Origin of the sequence: Mesorhizobium sp. M0243 (assembly GCF_040321775.1) — a bacterium.
In the GTDB taxonomy this organism is placed as follows: Bacteria; Pseudomonadota; Alphaproteobacteria; order Rhizobiales; family Rhizobiaceae; genus Mesorhizobium.
In genome coordinates this window covers 73,580-95,449 of the sequence record NZ_JAMYSF010000027.1, presented here as the reverse complement: position 1 = coordinate 95,449, position 21,870 = coordinate 73,580, and the positions used below count along the sequence as shown (strand labels likewise).

Here is a 21,870-nt window from a genome sequence, read left to right as displayed (position 1 = left end):
ACACGTCGTCCGTGCCGTCCGTCAGCACGTTGCCGCTCACGATGCCGCCCTCGACAACGCTGTTGGTGTCGGCATGTGCCGTCGGAATGTCGTCGATAATTTTCACGGAGAGCGTGGCGTTGGCGCTCTGCAGATCCTGGTCGGTCAGCGTGACGGTGAAGTTCTCGAAGAGGTTGTTGGTGCCCTGGATGGGGTCATGCCCCTCGTTGTCGAGCAGTGTGTAGGTGTAGCTCACCTCACCGGTGGCGGCATTGTAGCCTGTCACCGTCAGCGTGTTGCCGAGCGTCGTCGTGAACGAGCCGCCCGTGAACACGCCATCGGTGATGAAGGCGTTGCCGTCGATCGCCAGCGAGTGGATGCCGTCGGGCGAGGAGACGGTGAAGGTGCCGGCGCCGGCCTCGGCCGTGCTTGCCGGATCGGACCCAGGCCCGCCCGGCGTGCCGATATTCAACGCCGCCTCGTTGACGACGACGTCGCCGCCGGTGGCCTCCGGCGTCAGGTCGGTGATCACAGGCGTCGAGTTGCCGATCGAAATCGTCAGCGTGGTATGCGAGGTGTCGCCGTCGCCATCCTTGATCGTGTAGGTGAACACGTCGTTGACGCCGCCGGGCGTGCCGGCAGCGCGCACATAGCTGTAGGAGCCGTCCGCCAGCAGTGTCAGCGTGCCGTAGCTGCCCTGGATCGGCGCGTTCAGCGTGGCCGCATTGTCGACATCGGTATTGGTGTTGCCGGCCTGCACGCCAACCACAGTCGCGCCATCGGCGCCCTTGGTGTCGGCAACGCCGTCCGTCGCGTTGGCGTCGCCGGCATCGGTTCCGCCAGCCAGTACATTGCCTGTCGCCGGGCCGAACTGGCCGGCCGCGATGCTGTCGGTGTCGGCGTGCGCCGTTGGCACATCGTCGACGATGGCGACGGCGAAGGTGGTGCTGGCAGTATCGCCGTCGACATCCGTGACAGTGATGGTGAAATTCTCAGGAACCGTGTCGGTGCTAGGATCATAGCCGGGTGTCTGATCCGTATGGGAAACCGATTCGGTCACCGTATAATTGTATTCGATGGCACCGGTGCTCGGATTGAAGGAGACGATCGTCAGGTAACCGTACTGCCCTGGGATGTGCTGATCGACGCCGGTGACGGTGACACCGTTGATGACGATCGAGCCAATTCCATCCGGCGCGTCGATGCTGATCGTTCCAGTGCTGGACGTTTCTTTGTCGGTCGGCGCTTCGCTACCCGGAGTTTGCGCCCCACCGCCATCGAGGCCAGTTTCACTAGCCGCTTCGGTCGGGGCAAGCAGTGACGTGGCCGTCACTGAAACCTGCCTGTCGACGATCGAGGGAAACAGCTCGCGCCGCTCCAGAAGCCCGAACTGCAGAGCCGTCGGGGGCAACAGGGCCGACAGGTCGAACCCGTCGCCGATGCCGCCGGGGGGAACCGAGAAATCTCCGCCTGCGCTTGAATTCGAACCGCCCGGGCCGGCCGACATGGAGCCGTCGGCGCCGAAGGCGACATCGACATGGCTGGCTTCGAGTGCCGCCAGCAAAGCAACGCGCGGCACCTCGACGTCGCCGATGATGAAGGTCGGCACGTTCAGGGCGCCATCCTTGACCACGATTACCGAGCCGTCGGCCTGTTCGAGCAGAAGGTTTTGGCCATCGACCTTGATGTTGTCGATGGAGGCGTTGGCGGGAAGCCTCACCACATGGCTGGCGTCGGCTACGTATTCGTGCGGCGCAGCTGCCGGCGGTGCCTTTGCTTCCGCGGGGGCTTCTGGCTTGACAGGCGCTCCGCCGCCGACATCGACCGGCACCGGTTCGGACGCTGCCGGCGCGGGCTGCGTCGAATTTGCCTGTGCGACCCGGATCTCCGCCGGCGACGCCTGATCGGCGTGTTCATTGGACGCGGAATGCTCGTTCAAGGAAGCCGAAAAGCTGTCCAACTCGATATTGTTCGTCATGGCTGAAACCCCTCCGATATTTACCGGATAGAGACAGCGGCCACTTCTACTTTGCAACTGCCCCCTAATCTATTTCATATATTATGATATGCATTGCCCGGCATTTTTTACACGTGGTAAACCGCAACAATATAACCTGATATATGTTGGTTTCTGGAGGTCTGGTTGACGGATGACTAGTCGGCATCTTTTTGGTGAACCAAAGTATAAATTTGAATAAAATTTTAGACAAACTGGATAAAGACAGTTGCTGGATATTTATCCACCTTCCTTTCCAATAATTTGAGACAAGATTGGTAGCGTCCACAGTCAAAGGTGGGCGTTATGAAAAAGCAAAAAACAGTTCCGGGAAAAACCCGGCTCCAGATGCTCCTGCTGGCAATCGGGCTTGTCGGCCTGGCGGGGCCGTCATTCGCGAGCGATATCGCCGCATCCGGCTGGCCTCAGGAGAAGGTCCAGACGCCGCCCTGTCTCGGCGGTGTTTCGCTGGCGAGGCCCCAGCCCAGGCAGCCTGCGGGCGCTTACCGGATCGGTCAGGTCATCAGCAGCTATGGCCCGGCAGATGCTGACCGCGGGGATGGCTCGTCAACGGCGCGAGATGACGCCGGGATAGATCCGGTGCAGACCGCGTCGATCATTCCGGGGGTCTTCGGATCGGTTGCCTTGTCCATGCGCAATTTTCCCGTCGCGGCGCGCTGGGCGCCCGTGTACCGGGCAATCACCGCTTGTTCGGCGGGCAGCCCCTGCGAGCGCAAGAGCACAGCTTTTGCCGGCATGGTCGCCGCCGCTCAAGGCAAGGGATTCAGCGAGAAGCTGTCCTTCGTCAACAGCAGCGTAAATCGCCTGATCGCCTACAGGAAAGATAGCGTCGTCTACGGCAAGCTCGACTATTGGGCGAAGCCTTCGGAGATTCTCGAGCGGCGAGCCGGCGATTGCGAGGATTTCGCCATTCTCAAGATGACGGCCCTGCTGAGGGCCGGCATCCCGACGCAGAGCATGGCGCTTGTCGTCCTCCAGGATCGCAAGCGAGGCTTCTTTCACGCAGTGCTGTCGGTGAGCACAGGCAGCGGCACCTTCATTCTCGACAGCCTCAGCAACACTGTGGTGCGTGACAGCGATCTCCCGGATTATGTTCCGCTTTATTCGTTCAGCACGGACCGGGCCTGGATCCACGGTTCAAGACCGGGCGGAGCCCAGATGGCTGACATCAAAGGCGGTTTCGCAACCGTCGCACCTGGCGAAGGTTTTCAGCCATAAGTTCTCGTTGGATTGGTGGTGATTCAACCGCCGAAGACGAACGCCATCAGCAGCTCTGGCTCGAGCACCGGAGCCCGCACCGCATTCAATTGCCCCCGGTAACGACGGTCACCCGCACCGATGACAAAGCCGGTGGCCACCGGCGATTCGCCATTGGCATCGAGCCGCGCGAAGATGTCGGCTACGTTGAGGTCCAATGCCAGCTTGAGATCGTGCCGTGCGTCATCGCTTGGGGCTATCGGCAATTGACGTTTGACCAGTTGCTGGAACGGCGCGTTGAACGACAGGATCTTCTTCGACGATGCCAGGGCAAAGGCCGGGGACGGGCAAGCGACGAGTATGGCGTTGATGGTGTTGATCGATGCAAGCCTTCGCAAGGTCAGGTTTTCATCCGCCAATCCACGCATGCAGGCCACCCGGATCGCGGATGTCAAATTGCCTGTCTGTGCCTGGCTTTCGGCGATCTCGTCGATGAGCATGCCGATCGTGCATTTCCTGCGTTCGGCCATCTGCTTCAGCGACAACCAGAATGCCCGCTCCAAGCGGATGCCGCGTCTTATGCCGCCACGCGCCACGACCCGAAATTCAAGCCCGAAATCCTCGGCCGCGACTGGCGGAAGCAGTCGCTCGCCATCAGGATGAGGGCTGGCGCTACCGCTCACTCATCGCCTCCTCGCGCGCCTTGTTGATCGGCTTCAGGAGGTAGTGCAGGATCGTCTTGCGCCCGGTCTTGATGTCGACCGAGCAGATCATGCCGGGAATGATCGAATAGGCCTTGCCGTCTCTTTGAAGGGTCGATTTGTCCGTCGCCACGCGCACCTGATAGTAGGGTTCCCCCGTTTTCTGATCGACCAGGCTGTCGGCTGTGATGTTGGAGACCTTGCCCTCGATGCCGCCGAAGATCGAGAAATCATAGGCGGTGACCTTGATAAGGGCCTCCTGGTCGGGACGGATGAACGCGACATCCCGTGGCGAGACCCGTGCCTCCACCAGCAACGTCTCGGAGGTCGGCACGATGCCGGCGACGACGGCGCCAGGCTGGACGAAAGCGCCGACCGTGTTGAGCTCCAGCGTGTTGACGATGCCATCCACGGGAGACCGGATGTCGGTGCGCGCGACCTTGTCGGTGGCCCCCCTTATGGTTTCATCCACTACCGAAAGTTCCGCCAGCGCCTGGGTAAGGTCGTCCAACGCCTCCTGCTGCAGTTGCAAGCCGAGTTCCTCGACCTGCAGCTGGGCTTCCGTGATCGACGATTTGATCTTCTTTATTGTTTCGCCGGCCAGGTTCAGCTGGCCGTTGAGCTCGGTCTGTTCGCGCTCTACCCGGAGCTGCTCGGTCCTTGCCATCAGGCCTTTCTTGACCATCGCGTCGACCAGTTTTGCCTCCTGGTCGCTGACGACCAGGTTCTTGGTCAGACGGTCGGAATTGGCCACCGCCTCGGCCAGTTCCCTCTCGCGCTGATCGAGGCGTGACTTGAGCACGGACAGCTTGTTGTCGAAGTTCCCGCGCCGGGCAATGAGCAGCTTCTGTTCATTGTCGCAAATCTGCGGAGCGACCGACTGAATGTCCGGCGGGCACGGAAATGGGCCTGAGAGATTGCCGGCCTGTTCGTATTTCAGCCTTGCTATGCGCACTTCCAGCGCGCGCGCCTTGGCCTGCTGCTCGCCAAGGCTGGATGTGTTGAGCGTGTTGTCCAGGCGGATGATGAGATCGTTCTTCTTGACGATCTGGCCAATCGTGACTGCGATTTCCTGAACGACGCCGGCCTCGCTCGCCTGAATGATCTGGGTCTTGGAAGCGGGTATGACCTTGCCATCGCCGCGTGCGATCTCATCGACCTCGGCAAAGGACGCCCAAGCGACAAAAACGACGAAGAGCGCTCCGATGATGAATATGGACGCCGACGCAAACAGCGGCGGTCGATCTTCCCTGGCAAGCATTTCCCACGCCCCAACGCATTGGATGCAGCAATAATTGTTTTGTCAGGCGCTTGTTTTCTGCAACGCCTGTATGACTTGGTCCTTCGGTCCGTCGGCAACGATCTTGCCCCGTTCGATAACGATCAGGCGGTCGGCCAGCTCAAGCATGCTGAACCGATGTGTGGAGACGATCAGCGTCGTGTCGCGGTCGAAAGCGACTTTGAGCTGCTTGATCAACTGGCGTTCCGAGGCAAGATCCATCGAGCCCGACGGCTCATCCAGAAAGACGATTTTCGGTTTGGTCAAAAGCAGGCGTGCGATCGCCACGGTCTGCCTCTGGCCGCCGGAAAGATTGGTGCCGCGCTCGCCGACATTCATGTCGTAGCCGCGCGGGTGGCGTGAAACGAAATCGTCGACGCCGGCCGCCTTTGCAGCTTCGATGATCTGTTCGTCTGTAGCCTCGGGGCATGCCATCAGGAGGTTTTCCTTGATGGTGCCCGAGAACAGGTCGCCGGCCTGCGCAACGATGCCGACCGCGGCGCGAACCTCGGACGGGTGATACTGGCGAATGTCGATCCCATCCAGCAGCAACTCACCGGAAGTCGGCAGGAAGAGCCGGCCGATCAGCCGCCCCATCGTCGTCTTTCCCGATCCTATGCGGCCGATGATGCCGATCCGCTCCCCTGGCTTCACCGAGAAATTCAGGCCGGTCAGAACCTCGTTCTCCGAGCCGGGATAGACGAACCCGACGTTCCTGAACACCATCGCCCCCTTGCGAATGGGGCGGTTGACGAAACCCACCGTGTCAGGTCGGTCTTCCGGTTGAGCCATGATCGAATTCACCATTCTCAGCGAGAGCATGGCCTGGCGAAACCGGGACAACGTTATGGCGATCTGGCCGAGCGGCGCCACGGCCCTGCTCGCCAGCATCACCGTTCCTATGATTGCTCCTGTCGAAACATGCCCTTCCGAGAAGGCATAGGCGCCGGCCACGACCAGGGCGACGGTCACCAGCTGTTGTATGGACTGGGTGATGTTGCCCGCCGCCGCCGAAAGCTGCTTGATCTTCTCGGACGTGTTGGCGGCGTTCTTGGAGTGCTCCCCCCATTTTCGCAGCAGATACGCCTCGGCGCGCAGCGACTTGATGGTCTCCAGCGTCGAGATGGATTCGACCAGCAGGGCCTGGCGCTGCGACGCTTCGTTCATCGAGGCGGCGACGCGCTTGCCGATGCGGCGCTGAGTGATCAGGCCGACGATGACGGACATCACGAAGGCCAGCGCCGGTATGATCACCAGCCAGCCGCCAATTGCATAGATCACAAGGAGAAAGACGAAGACGAATGCCGTGTCGATGAACACGCTTATGGTGTTCGAGGTGAAGAACTCCCTGACGAATTCATACTGCGTGACCCTGTTTGCGTATTCACCGGTCGATCCGGGGCGCGCCGACAGCGACGAGTTCAGCACTTTCTCGAACAGCAGATAGGATATTCGGAGATCCGCCTTGCGCCCGGCATAGTCGATGAGGGAGGCCCTGGCCGTCTTCAAAAGCAGGTCGAACAGGATGACCGCACCGATGCCGAGAGCCAGCACCCACAGTGTCGATATTGCCTTGTTCGGCAGGATCCTGTCGTAGACGTTCATGGTGAAGATCGGCGAGGCTATGGCCAGCAGATTGATGAACACCGCCGCCAGGACGACTTTCGAATAGGTGCGCCAGAAAGCGCCCATCGTCCCCGTGAGCCAATGTCTCCGCTCGATCCTGGCCGCCGAGCCGACCGACATGGTCTCGGCGGCATTGGCGTAGGTGATCGAGAAGGAAGCGCCGCCGCTGATGTAGCTGGCGGCCAGTTCCGATCGGCCGATCGCGGTGCGGCCGTCTTCCTGGGGCGCGGTGATATACGCATCGTCTTCGCCTAGAGCGAGCAGGGCAACGGGCAATTGGCTGACGCGAAAGACGATTGCGGGCAGATCGATACGCCCCCTGAGAAAATCCCGGTGGTTGAACTCGGTGACTTCCAGGCCGATGCGTTCGGCAAGGTGCCTGATGTCGTCGACCGCAATTCGCGTGTCCGAGAGCGGCACGCCGGCAAACAGCACGGTCTCCGCGCTCGGCCTGCCGAGATATCCGGCAACGGCTGAGAAACAGGCCTTGAACGCCTCCTTGGGGGAGAGGATGTTGGGTTGCTGGTTCACGATCTGCCCGTCAGGACGCTCGCTGGGCCTTGCGTCGTCTTACTTCTTCCTCACCGGGGCGAGAATATCGAATGGCAGGTCGTTCTTCTGCTCCGATGGCGTCCGCGCATAAGTTTCAGTGTCCGCGGTTTCCGGTGCTGCGAACTCGGTGCGTGCATAGGCTGTCGCTTGCTTTGCCGGCTGAAGGTTCATCGTTTTCAGCAACTGTCCGGTCGCGGCCAGAAGCCGGTACTGGGCAAACAGCGATGCGTAGGACGCGGTATCCGCCAGCGTTGCCGTGTTGAACCGCGTATTCTGCGCATCCAGCACGTCGAGCAGCGAGCGCTGTCCAACCTTGAACTGCTCGCGATAGGAAGCGACCAGCTTCTCATTGGCGGCGGCTTGCTGCCTCAGGGTCTTTGCCAGATCGGCTTGCCGGAAACGGCGATCCCATGACGTGCGAACGGCTTCCTCGATTTCGCGCTGCACCTGATGCAGCGCCAGGCGCTGTTCGCTGGTGCGGCGGATCTGCTCCTGCTCGTTGGCCTTGTCAATACCACCGCGGTAGAGATTCCACCGCAGGACCACGCGCGCCTGAAGGTCGCTGGTGTCGCCATCGTCGCCGTCAATGTCAGTTCCCGCCCGGGCGCGACCTTCAGCGATGATGGAGGGGCCGAATTTAGCCCGTGCGGCATCCACGAGGGAAGCCGCCGCGTCGATGTCGCTGTTGGCCATGTGCACGCGCGGATTGCTTTCGCGCGCCAACCCTATTGCCTCGTCAAGCGATCGCGGGAGCGCAGCCGAGACATCGCCCGGCCTCGATGGGCTGGTCAGTGGCTTTCCGACGGTCTTGAAGAAGCGGATCTTGGCCGCTTCCAGTTCCTCGGTCGCCTCCTGCATGCGCGCCTTGGCGGCAAACAGCCGTTCCTCGGCCTGCTGCCGGTCGGCCTCGTTCAGCGCGCCGCCCGAAATGCCTTGCCGGATGTCGCCGAGAATTCCCTGGTGGAAGCCGAGATTTTTCTTCGCTTCGACAACGATCGAAGCCTGCAGCATGTATTCCAGATAGTCCTGGACAACGGACAGCCCGATGAATTCGGACCGTTCCAGCACCCGGAACGAAGCGCCATCGACGCGCGATGCCTGACGGTTCAATTCGGCCCGCCTTGCGCCGCTGTCATAAAGCGTCTGCGAAACGGTAAGATCCGTTTCAGCCGGATAGAGCGCGTCGTCTTCGATGGAAAGGGAGCGCCGGGATGAATTGTCGAGCCGGCGAACGCCGGCCGATGCCTCGACATCGACACTGGGAAGATAAAGGCCCTTGGCCTGCCGCAACTCGAACTCGATTGCTTCGCGATTTTCGATCGCCTGTCCAATCTCGGGATTGGATTCCACCGCGACAGCCATCGCCTCCTTGAGCGTAAGCGCATGAGCACTCCCGCAGGTCAGCATGGTGGCCGCCATCAAAAGACCAAGGCGCCTGCCTATGGTCGACATGTTTGTCGTATTCATCAATCCCACCCTAACGTTTCCCCAGCGTCCTTTTCAGAGCGCTAACCAAGCCAAGGCCTGCCCGTCGGTGGATTATTCACAAATTCACGAAATATGTGAGCGATTATTGATTTAGAGGTCGCTAAATAGCCTTTTTGGGCAACAAGGCTGCGAGATGTAGCAAAAATAGCACATAACGTCGGCTCGCTCCGGTTGTATCCGGACGCCGCACTCTGCGGGATAGCCCGAAAAACGGCAGGTCAGTGGGCCGATATGGCCAGAATCATGCCATGTGGGTATGGCGGCTGTTGATGACCCAACCTGAAGTTGAGCCATTTTCAGGTACGCCCTCTCGGCAGCCGCCCCAAAATACTCCGTCGCGGCGGCCGGCGTGCGCGTCATGTCGCTGATTGCGGCCAAAAGCTGGGTCAGCGCGCACCCTAATTTGCGCTCAACGCCACCATGCGGTCGAGCGCCGCGGTCAGGCCGCGAAGCGAGACCGGGAAGCTCAGCGGGGTCTCGGCGTCCGTCGTCACATTGAGCTTCAGCACCGAGCCTCCCCTCAGCTTTCCAAGCGTCGGCCGATCGACGGTAAAGACGGAGACGCAACCCGTTGGCAGGCAGGTCCTGAAGCGCTGCGGGGACAGTGGCGGCTGATCGTCGATCTGCAGCGTCACGCCCGGGTCGAGCAGGATGCCGAAGGGCAGAAGCAGGGTAGCCGTCGTCGAGCCGTCCGGTCGTGCCGCGATCTCCACGGCAAGAAGCCTCTGCCCGTTCTGCTGGACCTGATCTTGCGCGAGCGAGCACACTCTCGCCTTCTCTCGAACCGAGCAGGTCACACTCCAGTCCTGATAGACTTCACGCAGCGATGAGGGTCCATCCGGGACAGCCGCCACCTGTTGCTGGGCGGACACCGGCGACATCAACGAGAATAGAATTGCCCCACATGCGGAGACGGCCTTCGGGCCAAGCTTCATGTGCAGACCCACTCGCGGATCTTGCATTTCTCTCCCGCCGCCTCGCAGGCCTGCAAAGCGAGATCCTCCGCTTCGCGACGGGTCTCGGCCGAGTTCACGCCCCAGGGCGTGAAACGGTTCTCCACCTTGTCTGCCACGGCGAGTGCACCGCAGTGCTTGTAGGGAAAGCCGGTCTCGTCGTCATCATTCCAATGGCGGTGGTTGCGGAAGACGGTGACGACGTTGCAGGCCTTTCCGCCCGCGTTCTCGCAATATTTCTGTGCGATGTCCTTCGCTTCCTGCCGCTTGTCGGCGCCCCAGAAGAAGCCGTATTTGGTATCGGCCTGCGAATAGGCAATGGCCGCCCAGATGCCTTTTTCCTCCTGTTGCGGCTCCGGTGGGGCCACAAGGTCGGCCGAGACGACTTGTCCGCTCCACAACAGGGTCAAGCCCAAAACTGCCAAAGCCTGCAATCTCATGGTCGGCATCCTTTCCTTAACCTCAATCGCTTCGCGTCCTACTTCGCCGCCGAAGCGAGGGAGATCACCACACAGCTTTTGCCCGTCGGCAGGAGAAGCGCTTCGCCGGCATTGCCGCCGAGCTCGTAGACCTCGACTTGCCCGAGATGGTCGGTAATCTTGCTGCCCTGCGGCAGGATGGATGCGATGTCGGCGCACGGGCTGGCGAATGGCGCCACCCGCACCATCGCCCCTTCGCAACCCGTGGCGGTGGGCGATGCGAAGACGATGCCGGCGGCCGGTCCGCTATAGCGTTCCGACGCATAGTCCATGCCGACAAAGGCCTGAATGGCGTGCTTGTCGGCGGCCTGGTCGTTCCACAGGGATTTGACGCTGTATTTCGTGCCGTTCGTCAGAATCTGTCCGAGCGCCGGATAGACGGTCGAGCAGGCCTGCACACCGGCCTGCTTGACATGCTCGAGGAAGGGCGTGTCCGGAAGCACGGGGGCCGCCGCAGTTTCTGCGGGTGCGGCCGTCGCGCCGCCGACCAGATTGGCGATGGCGGCATAGTTCCCTGCGGCGAAGCCAAGGCCCGCCACGACCAATCCCAGAAGTGAATATCCGGCCACGCGTGGCCAGCGCCGCCTTGGGGACTCGGCCCGCCTCTGCCGATCCGCCTCGACGGTCGCAGTGCGTTTCGCGGACGTGAACTGGTCCTGCTGGCTCATGGTGATGCCCCGGTTATTTGAGTGGTGAAAGGGCCTCTGACAGCCCCTTGAGCGTTGCGGTCACGGTGATCGTCTGACCGTCGACCGTCGAATAGGAGATCGCCGGTGTCGCATTCTGCGATATCTGTCGGCGCATGACGGGGCCTACCGGCAACATGCCGACGCAGACCATTTCGTTGCAGCCGTTCAGGTGCACGTCGATCGGCTGCTTCTGTCCATCGAACCTCAGCGACACCAGACCATCGCTCCTGGCGTTCGGAGCGGTGCGCAGGATCATGTACGGCTTGCCGTCCTGGGTGGCGGCGAGCGACCAGCTGAAAGCCATCTTGCCTGATGCGTCCTCGATGATCTGCGAGACGTTGCAGACCTTCTTGCGAGCCTTGAGGTTCTCGTCGCAGATCAGCGTCCAGTTATCGAACGGGCGGATGGTGCGCTGATAGTCTCCGAGCTTCACCTCGGGCGGCACCACCACGTCCGATGGCTTGATCCTGTAGGTCGACGCGGCCTGCCCGGCGGCCGGCACGAGGCCGCCGCAGAGCGCCAGGCAGGTCAGGGCAACAAGTCCTTTCATTCCTGCCTCAGTTCAAGGTGAAGCTGATGCCGGCGCCGACACCGACATGCCCACCCGCGGCCGTGCCCGACAGATTGCCCCGGATGCGGCCGTCCTCGCTGGTGTAGCCAGCGCCGAAGGCGAACGCGCCTGCGTCCCGCCACAAGCCGCCACCCGCCGCGACGCTCAGCTTTCCGGGCCGGTCGTCATAGCGCAGCGAGGCGGCCGCAAGGCCTATCGCGGCCGCCTGCCGCGCCTCGTCGCGGATGCCGCTGATGTCCGAATTGAGCTGGCTGAGCTTCTGGTCGGTATAGTCGTTGGCCTGCTGCAAGGTCGTGACCGCCACCTTGTCGGTGTAGTCGTTGGACGTATCGATAGCGTAGGCCACGCGGTTGTCCGTATAGCTCTTGCCCGCGGTCAGGCCCTGGTTCATCTGGTCGACGTTGACCGCATCGGTCCCTTTGACGCCGGGGCCGACATTGGAGATGACGACCGGCGCGTTGACGTCGCCACCTTGCAGCGTGATGGTGTTCGTCTTGTTGCCGCCCTGGGTGTCATAGGTCACCGCGTTCTGGGTAAGGTTTCCGACGCCGGCTTTCAGATCCTCGATCGCCGTGTTGGTGGCGTAGAGCTGCGAGCCGTTGATCGCATCGGTGCTGCCGGCATCGACGCGGCCGGCGGCGACATTGGTGATCGTCCGCTCGGCGCCGGCGTCGCCGACGCTGACGGTTCCGGTCGGCGTCGTCCCGGCATAAGTGTAGGTCTTGCCGTTGATGACGGTGCTGGAGGTCCCGACGGCGGTCTGTGTCACCGAACCGGAACCGAGCGCCACATCGTTGGCGTTGTTGGCCTTGGCGCCTTGGCCGAGCGCGACGGCGCCCTGCCCGGTGGCCGTCGAGCCATGTCCCGCAGCCAGGCTGTCGGTGCCGCTCGCCACACTCTCCGGCCCGATCGCCACGGCGTTGGTGCCGCCGGCGATGCTGTCGGCCAGCGTCGAGTTGGCGTGGAAATATTTGATGCCGCCGCCATTGCTGATGCTGGTCAGCGCATTGTCGACGGCCGTGAAGCCGTCATAGACGGTGGAATAATTGTTGCCCTGGATGGTGTAGGTCGGGCCGGTGATGGAGCCGTCGGGATTGACGGTCGTGCCGCCGCCGAACAGGTTGCTGACGTTTTGCGTCACGCCGCGCAATTGCGAGACGTTGACGCCGTCGGTATCGGCCGAGCCCGCCGCGACGTTGGTGAGCTTGCGTTCGGCCCCGGCGGCGCCGATCGACACCTCGCCGACCGAGGTCTGCGGACCGGCGAGCGCAAAGGCCGTGTAGCCCGCCTGCGCGCCGACGCTGGTGATGGACTGCGCGCCGAGCGCAACGCTGTTGATGAAGGTGCTCTGGGCGCCGGCGCCGAGCGCCACCGACTGGATGCCGGACGCCAGCGAATTGGTGCCGAGCGCCAGGCCGTCGGCCAGCACCACGTGGGCGCCTTGGCCGATCGCTGTGCCGCCGGGTGCATCCTGCTCGACGATCGCGCCATTGCCGATGCCGACGCCGTTGTCGCCGTTGACGACAGTGGTCGGACCGACCGCTACCGATTCCGCGCCGACCGCCAGCGAGTCGCCCGCCGTCGAATTGGCATGGAAATACTTGGTCGAGGTGGCCGATACGGCAGCGATGGCGCCGGCGAGCTGGCGCACCGTCACCGCATCCTGATCCTGCGTGCCGTCGGCCACATTGGTGATCTGCCGATACGAGGTAGCATCGCCGACCGAAACGGCGCCGAGCAGCGTCTTGTCGGTCGTGTTGTACTGGATGAAGTTGACTGGGCCGGCCGCGATCTGGCCCGTGGCCGGAGCCAGCGCGCGATCGGAGACCGACCCCGAGCCGAGCGCCACGCCGCCGTCGATGCTGACATTGCTGTCGCGGCCGAGCGCCAGTGCGCTGACGCCGGTGGCGGTCGCCTGGTAGCCGGCGGCGGTGGAGCCGACGCCTTGTGCGAAGGAATCGGTTTGCGCCAAGCCTGCCTCGTTGGTGCGGGCGTAGCGGATGCCCATGCCATTGGCGTCGGTATAGGCGGTCGACGTGTCGCCGGCGATGTTGTTGATCGTGTTGCCGAGATCGGTCACCGAACCGCCGATGGTGCTGAGCGTGGTGCCGATGGCGTCGACGGCCTGGTTGGTGGCGGCGAGCTGCGAACCGTTGATCGCGTCGGTCGACGTCGAGCTGATCCGCCCCGCGGCGACGTTGGTGATGGTGCGTTCCGCACCGACCGCGCCAACGCTGACCGTCGAAGTCGGGTTGGTGCCCTGGAAGGCATAGGTAGTGCCGTTGATCACGGTGCTGGGCGTACCGACTGTGACGTCGGTGACACTGCCCGAGCCGAGCGCTACGTCGCCTGCATTGACGGCGCTTGAGAGGGCGCCAAGCGCGAGTGCATTTTCGGCGCCGGCATTCGCCCCCACGCCTAGAGCGGTCGCCTGAAGGGCGGTAGCAAAGGAGTTCTGGCCGATCGCGGTGCTGGAGGTGGCTGTCGCATTGGCATTGGCGCCGACGGCGGTGCTATATTGGCCAGAGGCGTTGGAAATGTATCCAATCGCGGTTGCGTCAAGCGCCGATGCGACGGCACCGCTGCCGAAGGCCGAGGCGTTGGCGTCGGATGCGCTTGAATTGACACCGGCCGCGATGGCGTTCGTCCCGGTCGCCGTCGCGACAGGTCCGATCGCAACGGAGTCCGTACCGGTCGCCGAGGAGTCCGCGGCAGTCGAGTTGGCATGGAAATACTTGATGCCGCCGCCGACATTGATGTTGTTGACGACGGCGCCTATGGCGTCGACGGCCTGGTTGGTAGCGGCGAGTTGCGAACCGTTGATCGCGTCGGTCGACGTCGAGCTGATCCGCCCCGCGGCGACGTTGGTGATGGTGCGTTCCGCACCGACCGCGCCGATGCTGACGGTCGAGAGCGGGTTGGTGCCCTGGAAGGCGTAGGTCGTGCCGTTGACCACGCCGCTCGCCGTGCCGACGGCCGTGGTGGTCACCGAGCCGGAGCCGAGCGCCACGTCGCCGGAGCTCGCCGCCGCTGTCGCGCCATTACCCAGCGCGACATTGCCGGCGAGGCCGGCCGCACCCGCGGTCGAGCCGTTGCCCAGTGCCACCGAGCCCTGCCCGATGGCCTTGTTGTTGTTGCCGATGGCGACGGCGCCGTTGGCCGTATTGGCCGCGGTGGCGCTCGCCGTGCCGTCACTGTTGGCGATGTTGTTGGCGCCACCGGTGAAGGCGCCGGTGCCGCTGGCATAGCTCGGATCGCCTATGGCGACCGCGCCGTCGCCATAGGCAACGTTGCCGTAGCCGATCGCGACCGCCTTGCCGCCATCGGCGGTCGCGCCCGTGCCGATGGCGACGGAGTCGGCGGAGATAGCGCCGGCGGCGGTACCGATGGCAATCGCATTGACGTCTTGTGCCACAGCGCCCGCTCCAACTGCTGTCGAGCTCGCCGCTGTCGCGATGGATGTCGTGCCTATGGCAATGGAGTCGTCGCCTCCCGCAGTGGACGAACGGCCACCGGCGAACGCACGGGCACCGGTGGCCTTGGATGTGGAACCGAGCGAAGTGGCGTACACTCCGCTGGCCGTGGCGCCCAATCCCAGCGCACTGGCATTTGCGGCGGTCGCCGCGGCGTTGTTACCCAAAGCCGTGGTGGAGACGTCCGTGGCCTGGGCTCCAGAGCCCGCCGCGACCGAGCCTACTCCGCTCGATACGGCCGAATTGCCCAGGGCCAGCGCGAATTGGCCCGAAGCCGTGGCAACGTTGCCGAACGCTGCCGAGTTTATCGCCGATGCATTTGCCTGAGGACCAACGGCTGCGGCATTGGTGCCGGCGGCCTGGGCCTGGAAGCCCACGGCTGCCGAACTGGCGCCGCCGGCCGACGTACCTATGCCGAGCGCGGTGCTGCCGACTCCGCCGGCGTTGGCACTGACGCCGGCTGCGAGAGAATTGTCTCCTATCGCATTTGCACCCGTCCCGAATGAGGAGGCGTTTATGCCGCTGGCAGCGGACGCGTTGCCGACCGCGGTGCTGGCAGAGCCGCTCGCAATCGAGGTCGCGCCCATCGCTATGGCGGACGTTCCCGTTGCCTTGCTCGCGCGCCCGATCGCGGTGGAGTCAACCTGGGACGCCGTCACATCCGTACCGATGGCGATGGCACTCTGGGCCAGCGCGCCCCCTCCCGCAACAGTTCGGTTGCCAAGATTGACGGCGTTGATCGCGGTCGCGGTCGCCTGGAATCCGATGGCGATGGCATTCTGGTTGGTTGCGGTGGCGCTGTTACCTTGGGCAAGCGAATCCAGCCCGGATGCAGTTGCCCCGAACCCGAGAGCGGTGGCGCGCAGCCCGGTCGCCCGGGTAACATAGCCGATCGCCGTCGAGTTCAATCCGTCGGCACGCGCGTTCAGGCCAAAGGCGGCCGCGCCTGTGGTTGCAACTGAGTTGACGCCAATGGAGCTTGCTCCGTCCCCGTTGGCCTTGGCGTTACCGCCTACAGCGAGCGCGTTGACGCCGGTTGCGCCCGCGAAGACACCTATGCCTATGGCGTTGAGGCCATTGGCACTCATCGTGTAGCCGATAGCGATCGAAGCGTTGCCCGTTGCCGTGGCACCGGTGCCCAGTGCCACGCCGTCGTCGCCATTCACTTTGGCACCATCGCCGACGGCGGTTGAGGCGGACCCGGTGGCGGTGCTGGCACAACCGATGGCAGTGCTTTGTATCCCTGCGGAGGGAGTCGTGCAGTTCGCGACGTTGGTCACAGTCCCGTTGCCAATGGCGAGCTGCGCGAAAGCCGTTTGCGGGATCATGATCCCCATCACGGCAAGCGCCGCCGCCGACATCCCGCCGACGCCCAGCGTTCCCAGCCCCAGGCGCTTGCGCCCCATGCCCAGCACGCAATGAGCCATGCGCAGCACCGCCATTAGGCGGCGGCGCGTCGAGCGTGAGCCATGATCGGCCCCCGCGATCCAGTGCCCGGCGAAATGCGCCGCGCGACGCTGAACAAGAAGCGAGCCGTTCGAAATCTGATTGTCGGTCATGGTTCCCTCTCCGCTGGCCGGCACGAAATGTCTGACAATTCCGCTCCACCGCAGGAAGACATGATTCCTGCCCGCGGTATTTCACGAAATTGCTGCCTTGTGAGAAAAGAGCGCAGCAAACCTACAGAGGTTAACGGCTTGTTACCTTAGCCAATGCTTTAAAACCAAGAAACAAAGCAATGAAATAAGCGTCGCCTCACCTAACCTTGGCGTTAAGCTTTCCCACCCGTGCCTGCAACGGGGTCCGCTGCCGGTATTTCTTCATCACGGTGGTAAAATGGCTCTGACTTGAAAACCCGCTCGAGTGGGCGATGTCGGTGATCGTCATGCGGCTGTCTGCAAGCAGTCTTTCAGCGAAATCCAGCCGCAGGTCGAGGACGTACTGGTGCGGCGGCATTCCGAACGTCCTCGAGAAAGCCCGCACAAAATGATAGGGGGAAAGACCGCAAACCGCGGCCATATCAGCCAGCGCCAGCTTGCGCGTAAAGTTCTCGTCCAGGAATTGCTGCACGCGGCGCGCGGCGCGGACGGAAAGCCCGCCTTTCGCGTTGAGCGTCGGCTGTCGCGAGTTGGTTCCGGAAACCGGTCCGGGGAAACCATCATCGCCCGGCATTTTTCGGCCTCCCGATACGTCCCAGATGAGGTTCAACCCAAGGCTTCCTTCCATGTTCCCCTGAAAAACAATTCGTGATTGATCGAAGCTGACCGGCATCGCCACTCATCGGATCGTTCCGGCCGGACGGCGAACAATGCGCGGACTGCATGACATTCCAGAGGACTCCTGCGGAGCTTGGGGCAGATTTGCAGCGGGATGTATTTTGAGAAACTCAGCAAGCCTTGTAGAAAATTCCGGTCTTGCGTCGCGGGTGAGCAGGCGTTGCCATTTTGCCATGGCCGGGCCCTCAGTTCTTGAGGGAAGCATGCCCGGCCCCGGTCGGCGTTCTCACAGGCAGATGGCTCCGATCCGAAGAACCGAGACAGGCGACTTCGGCAATCGGCAACTCACCGCAATGCGGCGGCACGTCGAACGTTGCTATGAGATGGTTGGATGAAACCCCTGCGAAGGATGCCAATTCTCCGACGACTTTTCGCGCGAAGTTTTCGTCGAGATATTCCCGCACGCGCCGCGCCACGTATTCCGTGATCTTGTCGCTGCCGGGCGAGGCTCTCATTCCGCGTGCGGGCCTCAGCACAATTCCGGTGGAATGCTTCTTGGCCAGGAATTTCTGCGAGACGGGATCGCGGACGGAGTATATGACACTCCTCCGCGTGGTGGCCCTCCTGGGACCTGCGCTTTCAGGAATTATGTCCAGGACATATCGAGCTGTCCGTTCTCGATTGACGCCCCGGGAATCGCCGCTGTCCCGAGCATCGTCCGTATTTTTCATGCCTGGCCTCTGCCGCTTTGTCCGCTGCCTGAAATCCCCCTTAGCCCGACCCGGACCCAGCGTAACGCACATGCCGCGGATAGTGAATAACATCCGTACGCAAAGAAAAAATTTTGTTCGGGATAAGAGGAACCAGTCACAAGGGAGGGACTGGAACATTTTTCGGCACCTTCGCCGGCGCATTGGCTGACGGAGCATCAACGAAAAACCCGCCTGCGCGGCGGGTCACTGGCGCAAATCAGCACCATGGGCGAATATGTACTATAGCTGAGGTCACCGGGTCAAGAAAAAATTCCTATCGTGAAAAGCTGCGTGCGCAAAAGTTGCCAACTGCCGCGAGGCCTCTGGTTGACCTGAATTCGGAGCCCTGCTTCAGGGGACAATTTGGCCATTTCGGCGGCCATTCAACAATGCAGAGCTACCGGATTTGCCGCCGGTCATTGCAGATCGTCGCGACGATTCTCATACAAATCCCATGTAAGTTCCACAAAACCCAGAAGAACGTCTTCCTCGCTCCACCCGGCAGCGACGGCTGCCTGAACGATCTCGCGGACGAGAGGCAGCAATTGGCGTTGGCATTCTGCCGACGTGTCGGCAGCTGCGTCATCGCCGGGAGGTCCATCGAAGTTGAATTTCATCATTCGGCGCCCCCCTCGCCATCAATCAAAGTGTTTATATCACTAAAATCATTCCTCCTGATATACAATAGAGGTGGTACCAAAGCATAAGAGGCTTCGGAGGCCCCGAGCAGAACAGGACGATGCCAGGCTCTATGCTTCCCCTGGGTCAGGTTTGTCCTTCTGAACAGGATCTATCGGGGTGCTTCAACCCATCGATCTCTGCGGCTGGTCGAACTCTTCAGCCAGGGCCGCAGGCCAACCATCCACCGAATGCGCGGCACGAGCGGCTGCATTGCCTTCTGCAACCGCTCGCTGGATAGTCCCGGCATGTTGGAGACCCTGGCGACTCACTGGCCTCAAATTCTGGCGATCATCTCCGTGGTGATGGCGACGGTTGGCATCGTCCATGCCGTCATGACCAAGGAAGATGTCCGTGCCGCCACCGGCTGGGTCGGCGTGATGGTGCTGTCCCCGATACTCGGCGTGCTGATCTATGCCGTCGCCGGCATCAACCGCATCCGCCGTGCCACGATCACCGCCCAGCGCCCGTTTGCCGACGGCGCGGTGTCTGCCAAGCATGAGCGCGACGTCGCTGTCGAAGAGGCCCTGATCGTCGAGCGGTACGGGCAACGGTTCACGGGCTTGCGGACACTCGGCGACAGGGTGGCGCGGCGCGCGCTCAACCCTGGAAATGCAATCGATGTGCTGGAGACCGGCGACGAGGCCTATGCCGCCATGTGCGCGGCGATCGATGGCGCCGAGCGCAGCGTCCTGCTCGAGACCTATATTTTCGACAATGACGCCGTCGGCCTGCTCTTCGTCGAGGCGCTGGCCGGCGCCGTCCGGCGCGGCGTCACCGTCCGCGTGCTGATCGATGCCGTCGGCGCCCGCTACTCGGTGCCGAGCATCCTGGGGCATTTGCGCGAGGCCAACATCCCCGCCGATGTCTTCAACGGCAACATCGTCATGGGCCTGCGCCTGCCCTACGCCAATTTGAGGACCCACCGGAAGATCCTGGTGGTCGACGGCGTCGCCGCCTTCACCGGGGGCATGAACATCCGCAAAGGCTTCTCCGCCGAATTCGCCGGCTCCAACAGCGCCAGGGACACGCATTTCCGGGTGACCGGCCCGATCGTCGCCGACCTCTTTTCGGTCGCCGCCGAGGACTGGCGTTTCGCCACCAACGAGGCGCTGAAGGGCGACGCCTGGCGCATTGCCCCGCTGTCGCCATCGCCAGGCGCACCGATGATGGTGCGGGCAGTCGCTTCCGGCCCGGATGCCAGCAACGAGACCAACCACAAGCTGCTGATCGGTGCATTCTCGGTCGCCCGCAAGTCGATACGCGTGATGTCGCCCTATTTCCTGCCGGATCGGGAACTGATCAGCGCGCTGATCACCGCCGGCAGGCGCGGGGTCGAAATCGACATCGTGGTGCCGGCGGTGAACAATCTTTTCCTCGTCGACCGCGCGATGATGGCGCAGTTCGATCAGGTGCTCAAACACTATTGCCGCGTCTGGCGAACCGAGGGACCCTTCGATCATTCGAAGCTGCTGTCGATCGACGGGGTATGGGCCTATGTCGGATCTTCCAATCTTGACGCCCGATCGCTGCGGCTGAACTTCGAGATCGACCTGGAAGTGCTCGATGCCGGCTTTGCCAGCGAGATCGAGGTGCGCATCGGGTCGGCGATTGCCTCCGCCGTGCCGGTGACGCTGGAAGCCTTGCGAGCCCGGCCGTTTCTTATCCGGCTGTTCGACCGGGCATTGTGGCTCGGTTCACCCTATCTCTAAGGCGGAGGTGCGCTTGAGGAACTCGTCTGTCATGGAACATACGCCGAAATTGCCTATTTTGACTGTATCTTGCTTCTGAATTGAAGCCAGCGAGGACGAGCAGCACAGAGATGCACAGAATTGGACGCAGCCTCCCGGCAAGCATGCTTCTCTCCCTTCGTGACCGCCGGATGCAGAAGGCCAACGCCGCCGCACTCAAGACGACAGCCACCACCGGCACGCTGGTCGCCTCCTACAATGTCCACAAATGCATCGGCGTCGACAGGAAATTCGACCCGGAGCGGATCATCCGGGTCATCCGCGAAATCGACCCGGATGTCATTGCGTTGCAGGAAGCCGACAACCGCTTCGGCGACCGTGACGGACTTCTCGACCTGCCCCGGCTCGAACGGGAAACCGGCCTGGTTCCGGTGCCGATTTCGGCCACCGGCAAGGGCCATGGCTGGCATGGCAACGTCTTGCTGTTCAAGAAGGGCGTCGTTCGCGACGTGCACCAGATCAAGCTTCCGGGGCTGGAGCCGCGCGGCGCGGTGGTGGCGGAGATCGACCTCGATGGAAGCCGGACGCTGCGCATCATCGCCGCCCATCTTGGCCTGCTGCGCCGCTCGCGCTCCCAGCAGGCGCGCGTCGTGCTCGACCTGATGAACAGCCCGGACGAAAGACCGACCTTGCTGCTCGGCGACCTCAATGAATGGCGGCTCGGCAACCGCTCCGCTCTCAACACGCTGCATGCGACGTTCGGCCCGCAGCCGCCGGCGGTCCCCACCTTCCCGTCGAACCTGCCGCTGCTGGCGCTCGACCGGATCATGGCCAACAGGCACGGCATGATTGCCGCCATCAACGCGCATGACACGCCGCTTTCGCGCGTTGCCTCCGACCACCTGCCGCTTACGGCCTTCGTGCGCCTGGAGCGGGTGGACGATAACGCCTTGATGTCTTCCGCGTCGCAAAGCGTGTAAAATTAGGCGGAACGCCCGGTTCTTCCGCGAGTTAACATGTCTTGAACACGCAGGAGGACGAGATGAAAAAGCTGATTCTGGCTTCCCTGTTGGCATTGGCCGCGACAGCGGCGATCACTGCGCCGACGCAAGCGGCAAGCGTGACCATCCAGTCCGACGACGGCGACCGATATTTGCCGGATGACGATTCCGATAGTGGGATCGTTATTCGCCGTCATCACCGCGATCGCTATTATGACGATCAGTATGATGGCGACCAGAACGTTCAGTATGACAATGGCGAATACCGGTACGGCGAATATCGCCGCCATCACCGGCATCATCGCTGCCATATCGAACTGGTCAAGCATTGGCGCCACCACCACAGGGTGATCGAAGAGGTCCGCGTCTGCGGCTGATCCCGATCGGAGCAACCGGCCGGCGAAAGCCGGCCGGTTCATCGTGCATGATCGGCTGACGAAATAGCGCTGATGTGAGAGGTGATAATTGACGGCGTCAAATCGTGGTCGCCCGCACGCTCACCGGACCGTGGCAAACGCGGCAAGGACG

At 62.5% G+C, this 21,870-nt stretch carries 17 protein-coding genes; 4 read left to right on the top strand and 13 right to left on the bottom strand.

Annotated features, from left to right (window positions below):
- Positions 1-1,957, bottom strand: a 1,957-nt coding sequence (locus NKJ11_RS27255; RefSeq protein ID WP_352794720.1) for an Ig-like domain-containing protein, incomplete at its 3' end; no start/stop codon positions are given.
- A 324-nt stretch (positions 1,958-2,281) separates the two neighbouring features.
- On the opposite strand from NKJ11_RS27255, the gene NKJ11_RS27250 reads away from it, so the two are divergent.
- A complete protein-coding gene (locus tag NKJ11_RS27250; RefSeq protein WP_352441935.1) occupies positions 2,282-3,214 on the top strand; it encodes a transglutaminase-like cysteine peptidase in 933 nt (310 codons plus the stop codon).
- A 23-nt stretch (positions 3,215-3,237) separates the two neighbouring features.
- Here NKJ11_RS27250 and NKJ11_RS27245 read toward each other — a convergent pair whose 3' ends face one another.
- The 12 genes from NKJ11_RS27245 to NKJ11_RS27190 form a co-directional block, all read right to left on the bottom strand.
- On the bottom strand, positions 3,238-3,876 hold the full coding sequence (locus NKJ11_RS27245) for a ribbon-helix-helix domain-containing protein (RefSeq protein ID WP_128304952.1): 639 nt from the start codon (positions 3,874-3,876) through the stop codon (positions 3,238-3,240).
- Positions 3,866-5,155 carry an HlyD family type I secretion periplasmic adaptor subunit gene (locus tag NKJ11_RS27240; protein WP_352441934.1) on the bottom strand — a complete coding sequence of 430 codons (1,290 nt, stop codon included), beginning with the start codon at positions 5,153-5,155 and terminating at the stop codon, positions 3,866-3,868. Before NKJ11_RS27240 ends, NKJ11_RS27245 begins: the two co-directional genes overlap by 11 nt.
- Positions 5,156-5,197: 42 nt before the next feature.
- Positions 5,198-7,330 carry a type I secretion system permease/ATPase gene (locus tag NKJ11_RS27235; protein WP_128304950.1) on the bottom strand — a complete coding sequence of 711 codons (2,133 nt, stop codon included), beginning with the start codon at positions 7,328-7,330 and terminating at the stop codon, positions 5,198-5,200.
- 39 nt (positions 7,331-7,369) lie between these two features.
- Positions 7,370-8,818: a TolC family protein gene (locus tag NKJ11_RS27230; protein ID WP_352441933.1), complete on the bottom strand. Its 1,449-nt coding sequence runs from the start codon at positions 8,816-8,818 to the stop codon at positions 7,370-7,372.
- Positions 8,819-9,237: 419 nt separating this feature from the next.
- A complete protein-coding gene (locus NKJ11_RS27225) occupies positions 9,238-9,774 on the bottom strand; it encodes an invasion associated locus B family protein (protein ID WP_352441932.1) in 537 nt (178 codons plus the stop codon).
- Entirely contained in the window at positions 9,771-10,232 is a 462-nt protein-coding gene (locus NKJ11_RS27220) for a DUF4189 domain-containing protein (RefSeq protein ID WP_352441931.1), read from the bottom strand. Before NKJ11_RS27220 ends, NKJ11_RS27225 begins: the two co-directional genes overlap by 4 nt.
- A 38-nt stretch (positions 10,233-10,270) precedes the next feature.
- Positions 10,271-10,939 carry a hypothetical protein gene (locus NKJ11_RS27215; protein ID WP_023809957.1) on the bottom strand — a complete coding sequence of 223 codons (669 nt, stop codon included), beginning with the start codon at positions 10,937-10,939 and terminating at the stop codon, positions 10,271-10,273.
- A 13-nt stretch (positions 10,940-10,952) separates the two neighbouring features.
- A complete protein-coding gene (locus NKJ11_RS27210; RefSeq protein ID WP_352441930.1) occupies positions 10,953-11,510 on the bottom strand; it encodes an invasion associated locus B family protein in 558 nt (185 codons plus the stop codon).
- A 7-nt stretch (positions 11,511-11,517) separates the two neighbouring features.
- Positions 11,518-16,563, bottom strand: a complete 5,046-nt coding sequence (locus NKJ11_RS27205) for a beta strand repeat-containing protein (RefSeq protein WP_352794719.1) — start codon at positions 16,561-16,563, stop codon at positions 11,518-11,520.
- A gap of 196 nt (positions 16,564-16,759) precedes the next feature.
- Positions 16,760-17,275 (bottom strand): helix-turn-helix transcriptional regulator, encoded by a 516-nt coding sequence (locus tag NKJ11_RS27200; RefSeq protein WP_352441928.1) that lies wholly within the window; start codon positions 17,273-17,275, stop codon positions 16,760-16,762.
- Between the two features lie 190 nt (positions 17,276-17,465).
- On the bottom strand, positions 17,466-17,951 hold the full coding sequence (locus tag NKJ11_RS27195) for a hypothetical protein (protein ID WP_352441927.1): 486 nt from the start codon (positions 17,949-17,951) through the stop codon (positions 17,466-17,468).
- 437 nt (positions 17,952-18,388) lie between these two features.
- Entirely contained in the window at positions 18,389-18,592 is a 204-nt protein-coding gene (locus tag NKJ11_RS27190) for a hypothetical protein (RefSeq protein ID WP_164779989.1), read from the bottom strand.
- Between the two features lie 306 nt (positions 18,593-18,898).
- On the opposite strand from NKJ11_RS27190, the gene NKJ11_RS27185 reads away from it, so the two are divergent.
- From NKJ11_RS27185 to NKJ11_RS27175, 3 genes are all read left to right on the top strand, one after another.
- Complete coding sequence (locus tag NKJ11_RS27185) at positions 18,899-20,362, top strand: phospholipase D-like domain-containing protein (protein WP_352613197.1); 1,464 nt, start codon at positions 18,899-18,901, stop codon at positions 20,360-20,362.
- 110 nt (positions 20,363-20,472) lie between these two features.
- Complete coding sequence (locus NKJ11_RS27180) at positions 20,473-21,321, top strand: endonuclease/exonuclease/phosphatase family protein (protein WP_127290340.1); 849 nt, start codon at positions 20,473-20,475, stop codon at positions 21,319-21,321.
- A gap of 62 nt (positions 21,322-21,383) precedes the next feature.
- Positions 21,384-21,719, top strand: a complete 336-nt coding sequence (locus tag NKJ11_RS27175) for a hypothetical protein (protein WP_128304944.1) — start codon at positions 21,384-21,386, stop codon at positions 21,717-21,719.
- Positions 21,720-21,870 lie beyond the last annotated feature (151 nt).

Coding starts and splice junctions, on each gene's coding strand:
- NKJ11_RS27215 (WP_023809957.1), bottom strand. CDS start 10,939: ATGAGCCAGCAGGACCAGTTCACGTCCGCGAAACGCACTGCGACCGTC.
- NKJ11_RS27220 (WP_352441931.1), bottom strand. CDS start 10,232: ATGAGATTGCAGGCTTTGGCAGTTTTGGGCTTGACCCTGTTGTGGAGC.
- NKJ11_RS27180 (WP_127290340.1), top strand. CDS start 20,473: ATGCACAGAATTGGACGCAGCCTCCCGGCAAGCATGCTTCTCTCCCTT.
- NKJ11_RS27200 (WP_352441928.1), bottom strand. CDS start 17,275: ATGCCGGTCAGCTTCGATCAATCACGAATTGTTTTTCAGGGGAACATG.
- NKJ11_RS27185 (WP_352613197.1), top strand. CDS start 18,899: ATGTTGGAGACCCTGGCGACTCACTGGCCTCAAATTCTGGCGATCATC.
- NKJ11_RS27175 (WP_128304944.1), top strand. CDS start 21,384: ATGAAAAAGCTGATTCTGGCTTCCCTGTTGGCATTGGCCGCGACAGCG.
- NKJ11_RS27240 (WP_352441934.1), bottom strand. CDS start 5,155: ATGCTTGCCAGGGAAGATCGACCGCCGCTGTTTGCGTCGGCGTCCATA.
- NKJ11_RS27190 (WP_164779989.1), bottom strand. CDS start 18,592: ATGATGAAATTCAACTTCGATGGACCTCCCGGCGATGACGCAGCTGCC.
- NKJ11_RS27195 (WP_352441927.1), bottom strand. CDS start 17,951: ATGAAAAATACGGACGATGCTCGGGACAGCGGCGATTCCCGGGGCGTC.
- NKJ11_RS27225 (WP_352441932.1), bottom strand. CDS start 9,774: ATGAAGCTTGGCCCGAAGGCCGTCTCCGCATGTGGGGCAATTCTATTC.
- NKJ11_RS27205 (WP_352794719.1), bottom strand. CDS start 16,563: ATGACCGACAATCAGATTTCGAACGGCTCGCTTCTTGTTCAGCGTCGC.
- NKJ11_RS27230 (WP_352441933.1), bottom strand. CDS start 8,818: ATGAATACGACAAACATGTCGACCATAGGCAGGCGCCTTGGTCTTTTG.
- NKJ11_RS27210 (WP_352441930.1), bottom strand. CDS start 11,510: ATGAAAGGACTTGTTGCCCTGACCTGCCTGGCGCTCTGCGGCGGCCTC.
- NKJ11_RS27250 (WP_352441935.1), top strand. CDS start 2,282: ATGAAAAAGCAAAAAACAGTTCCGGGAAAAACCCGGCTCCAGATGCTC.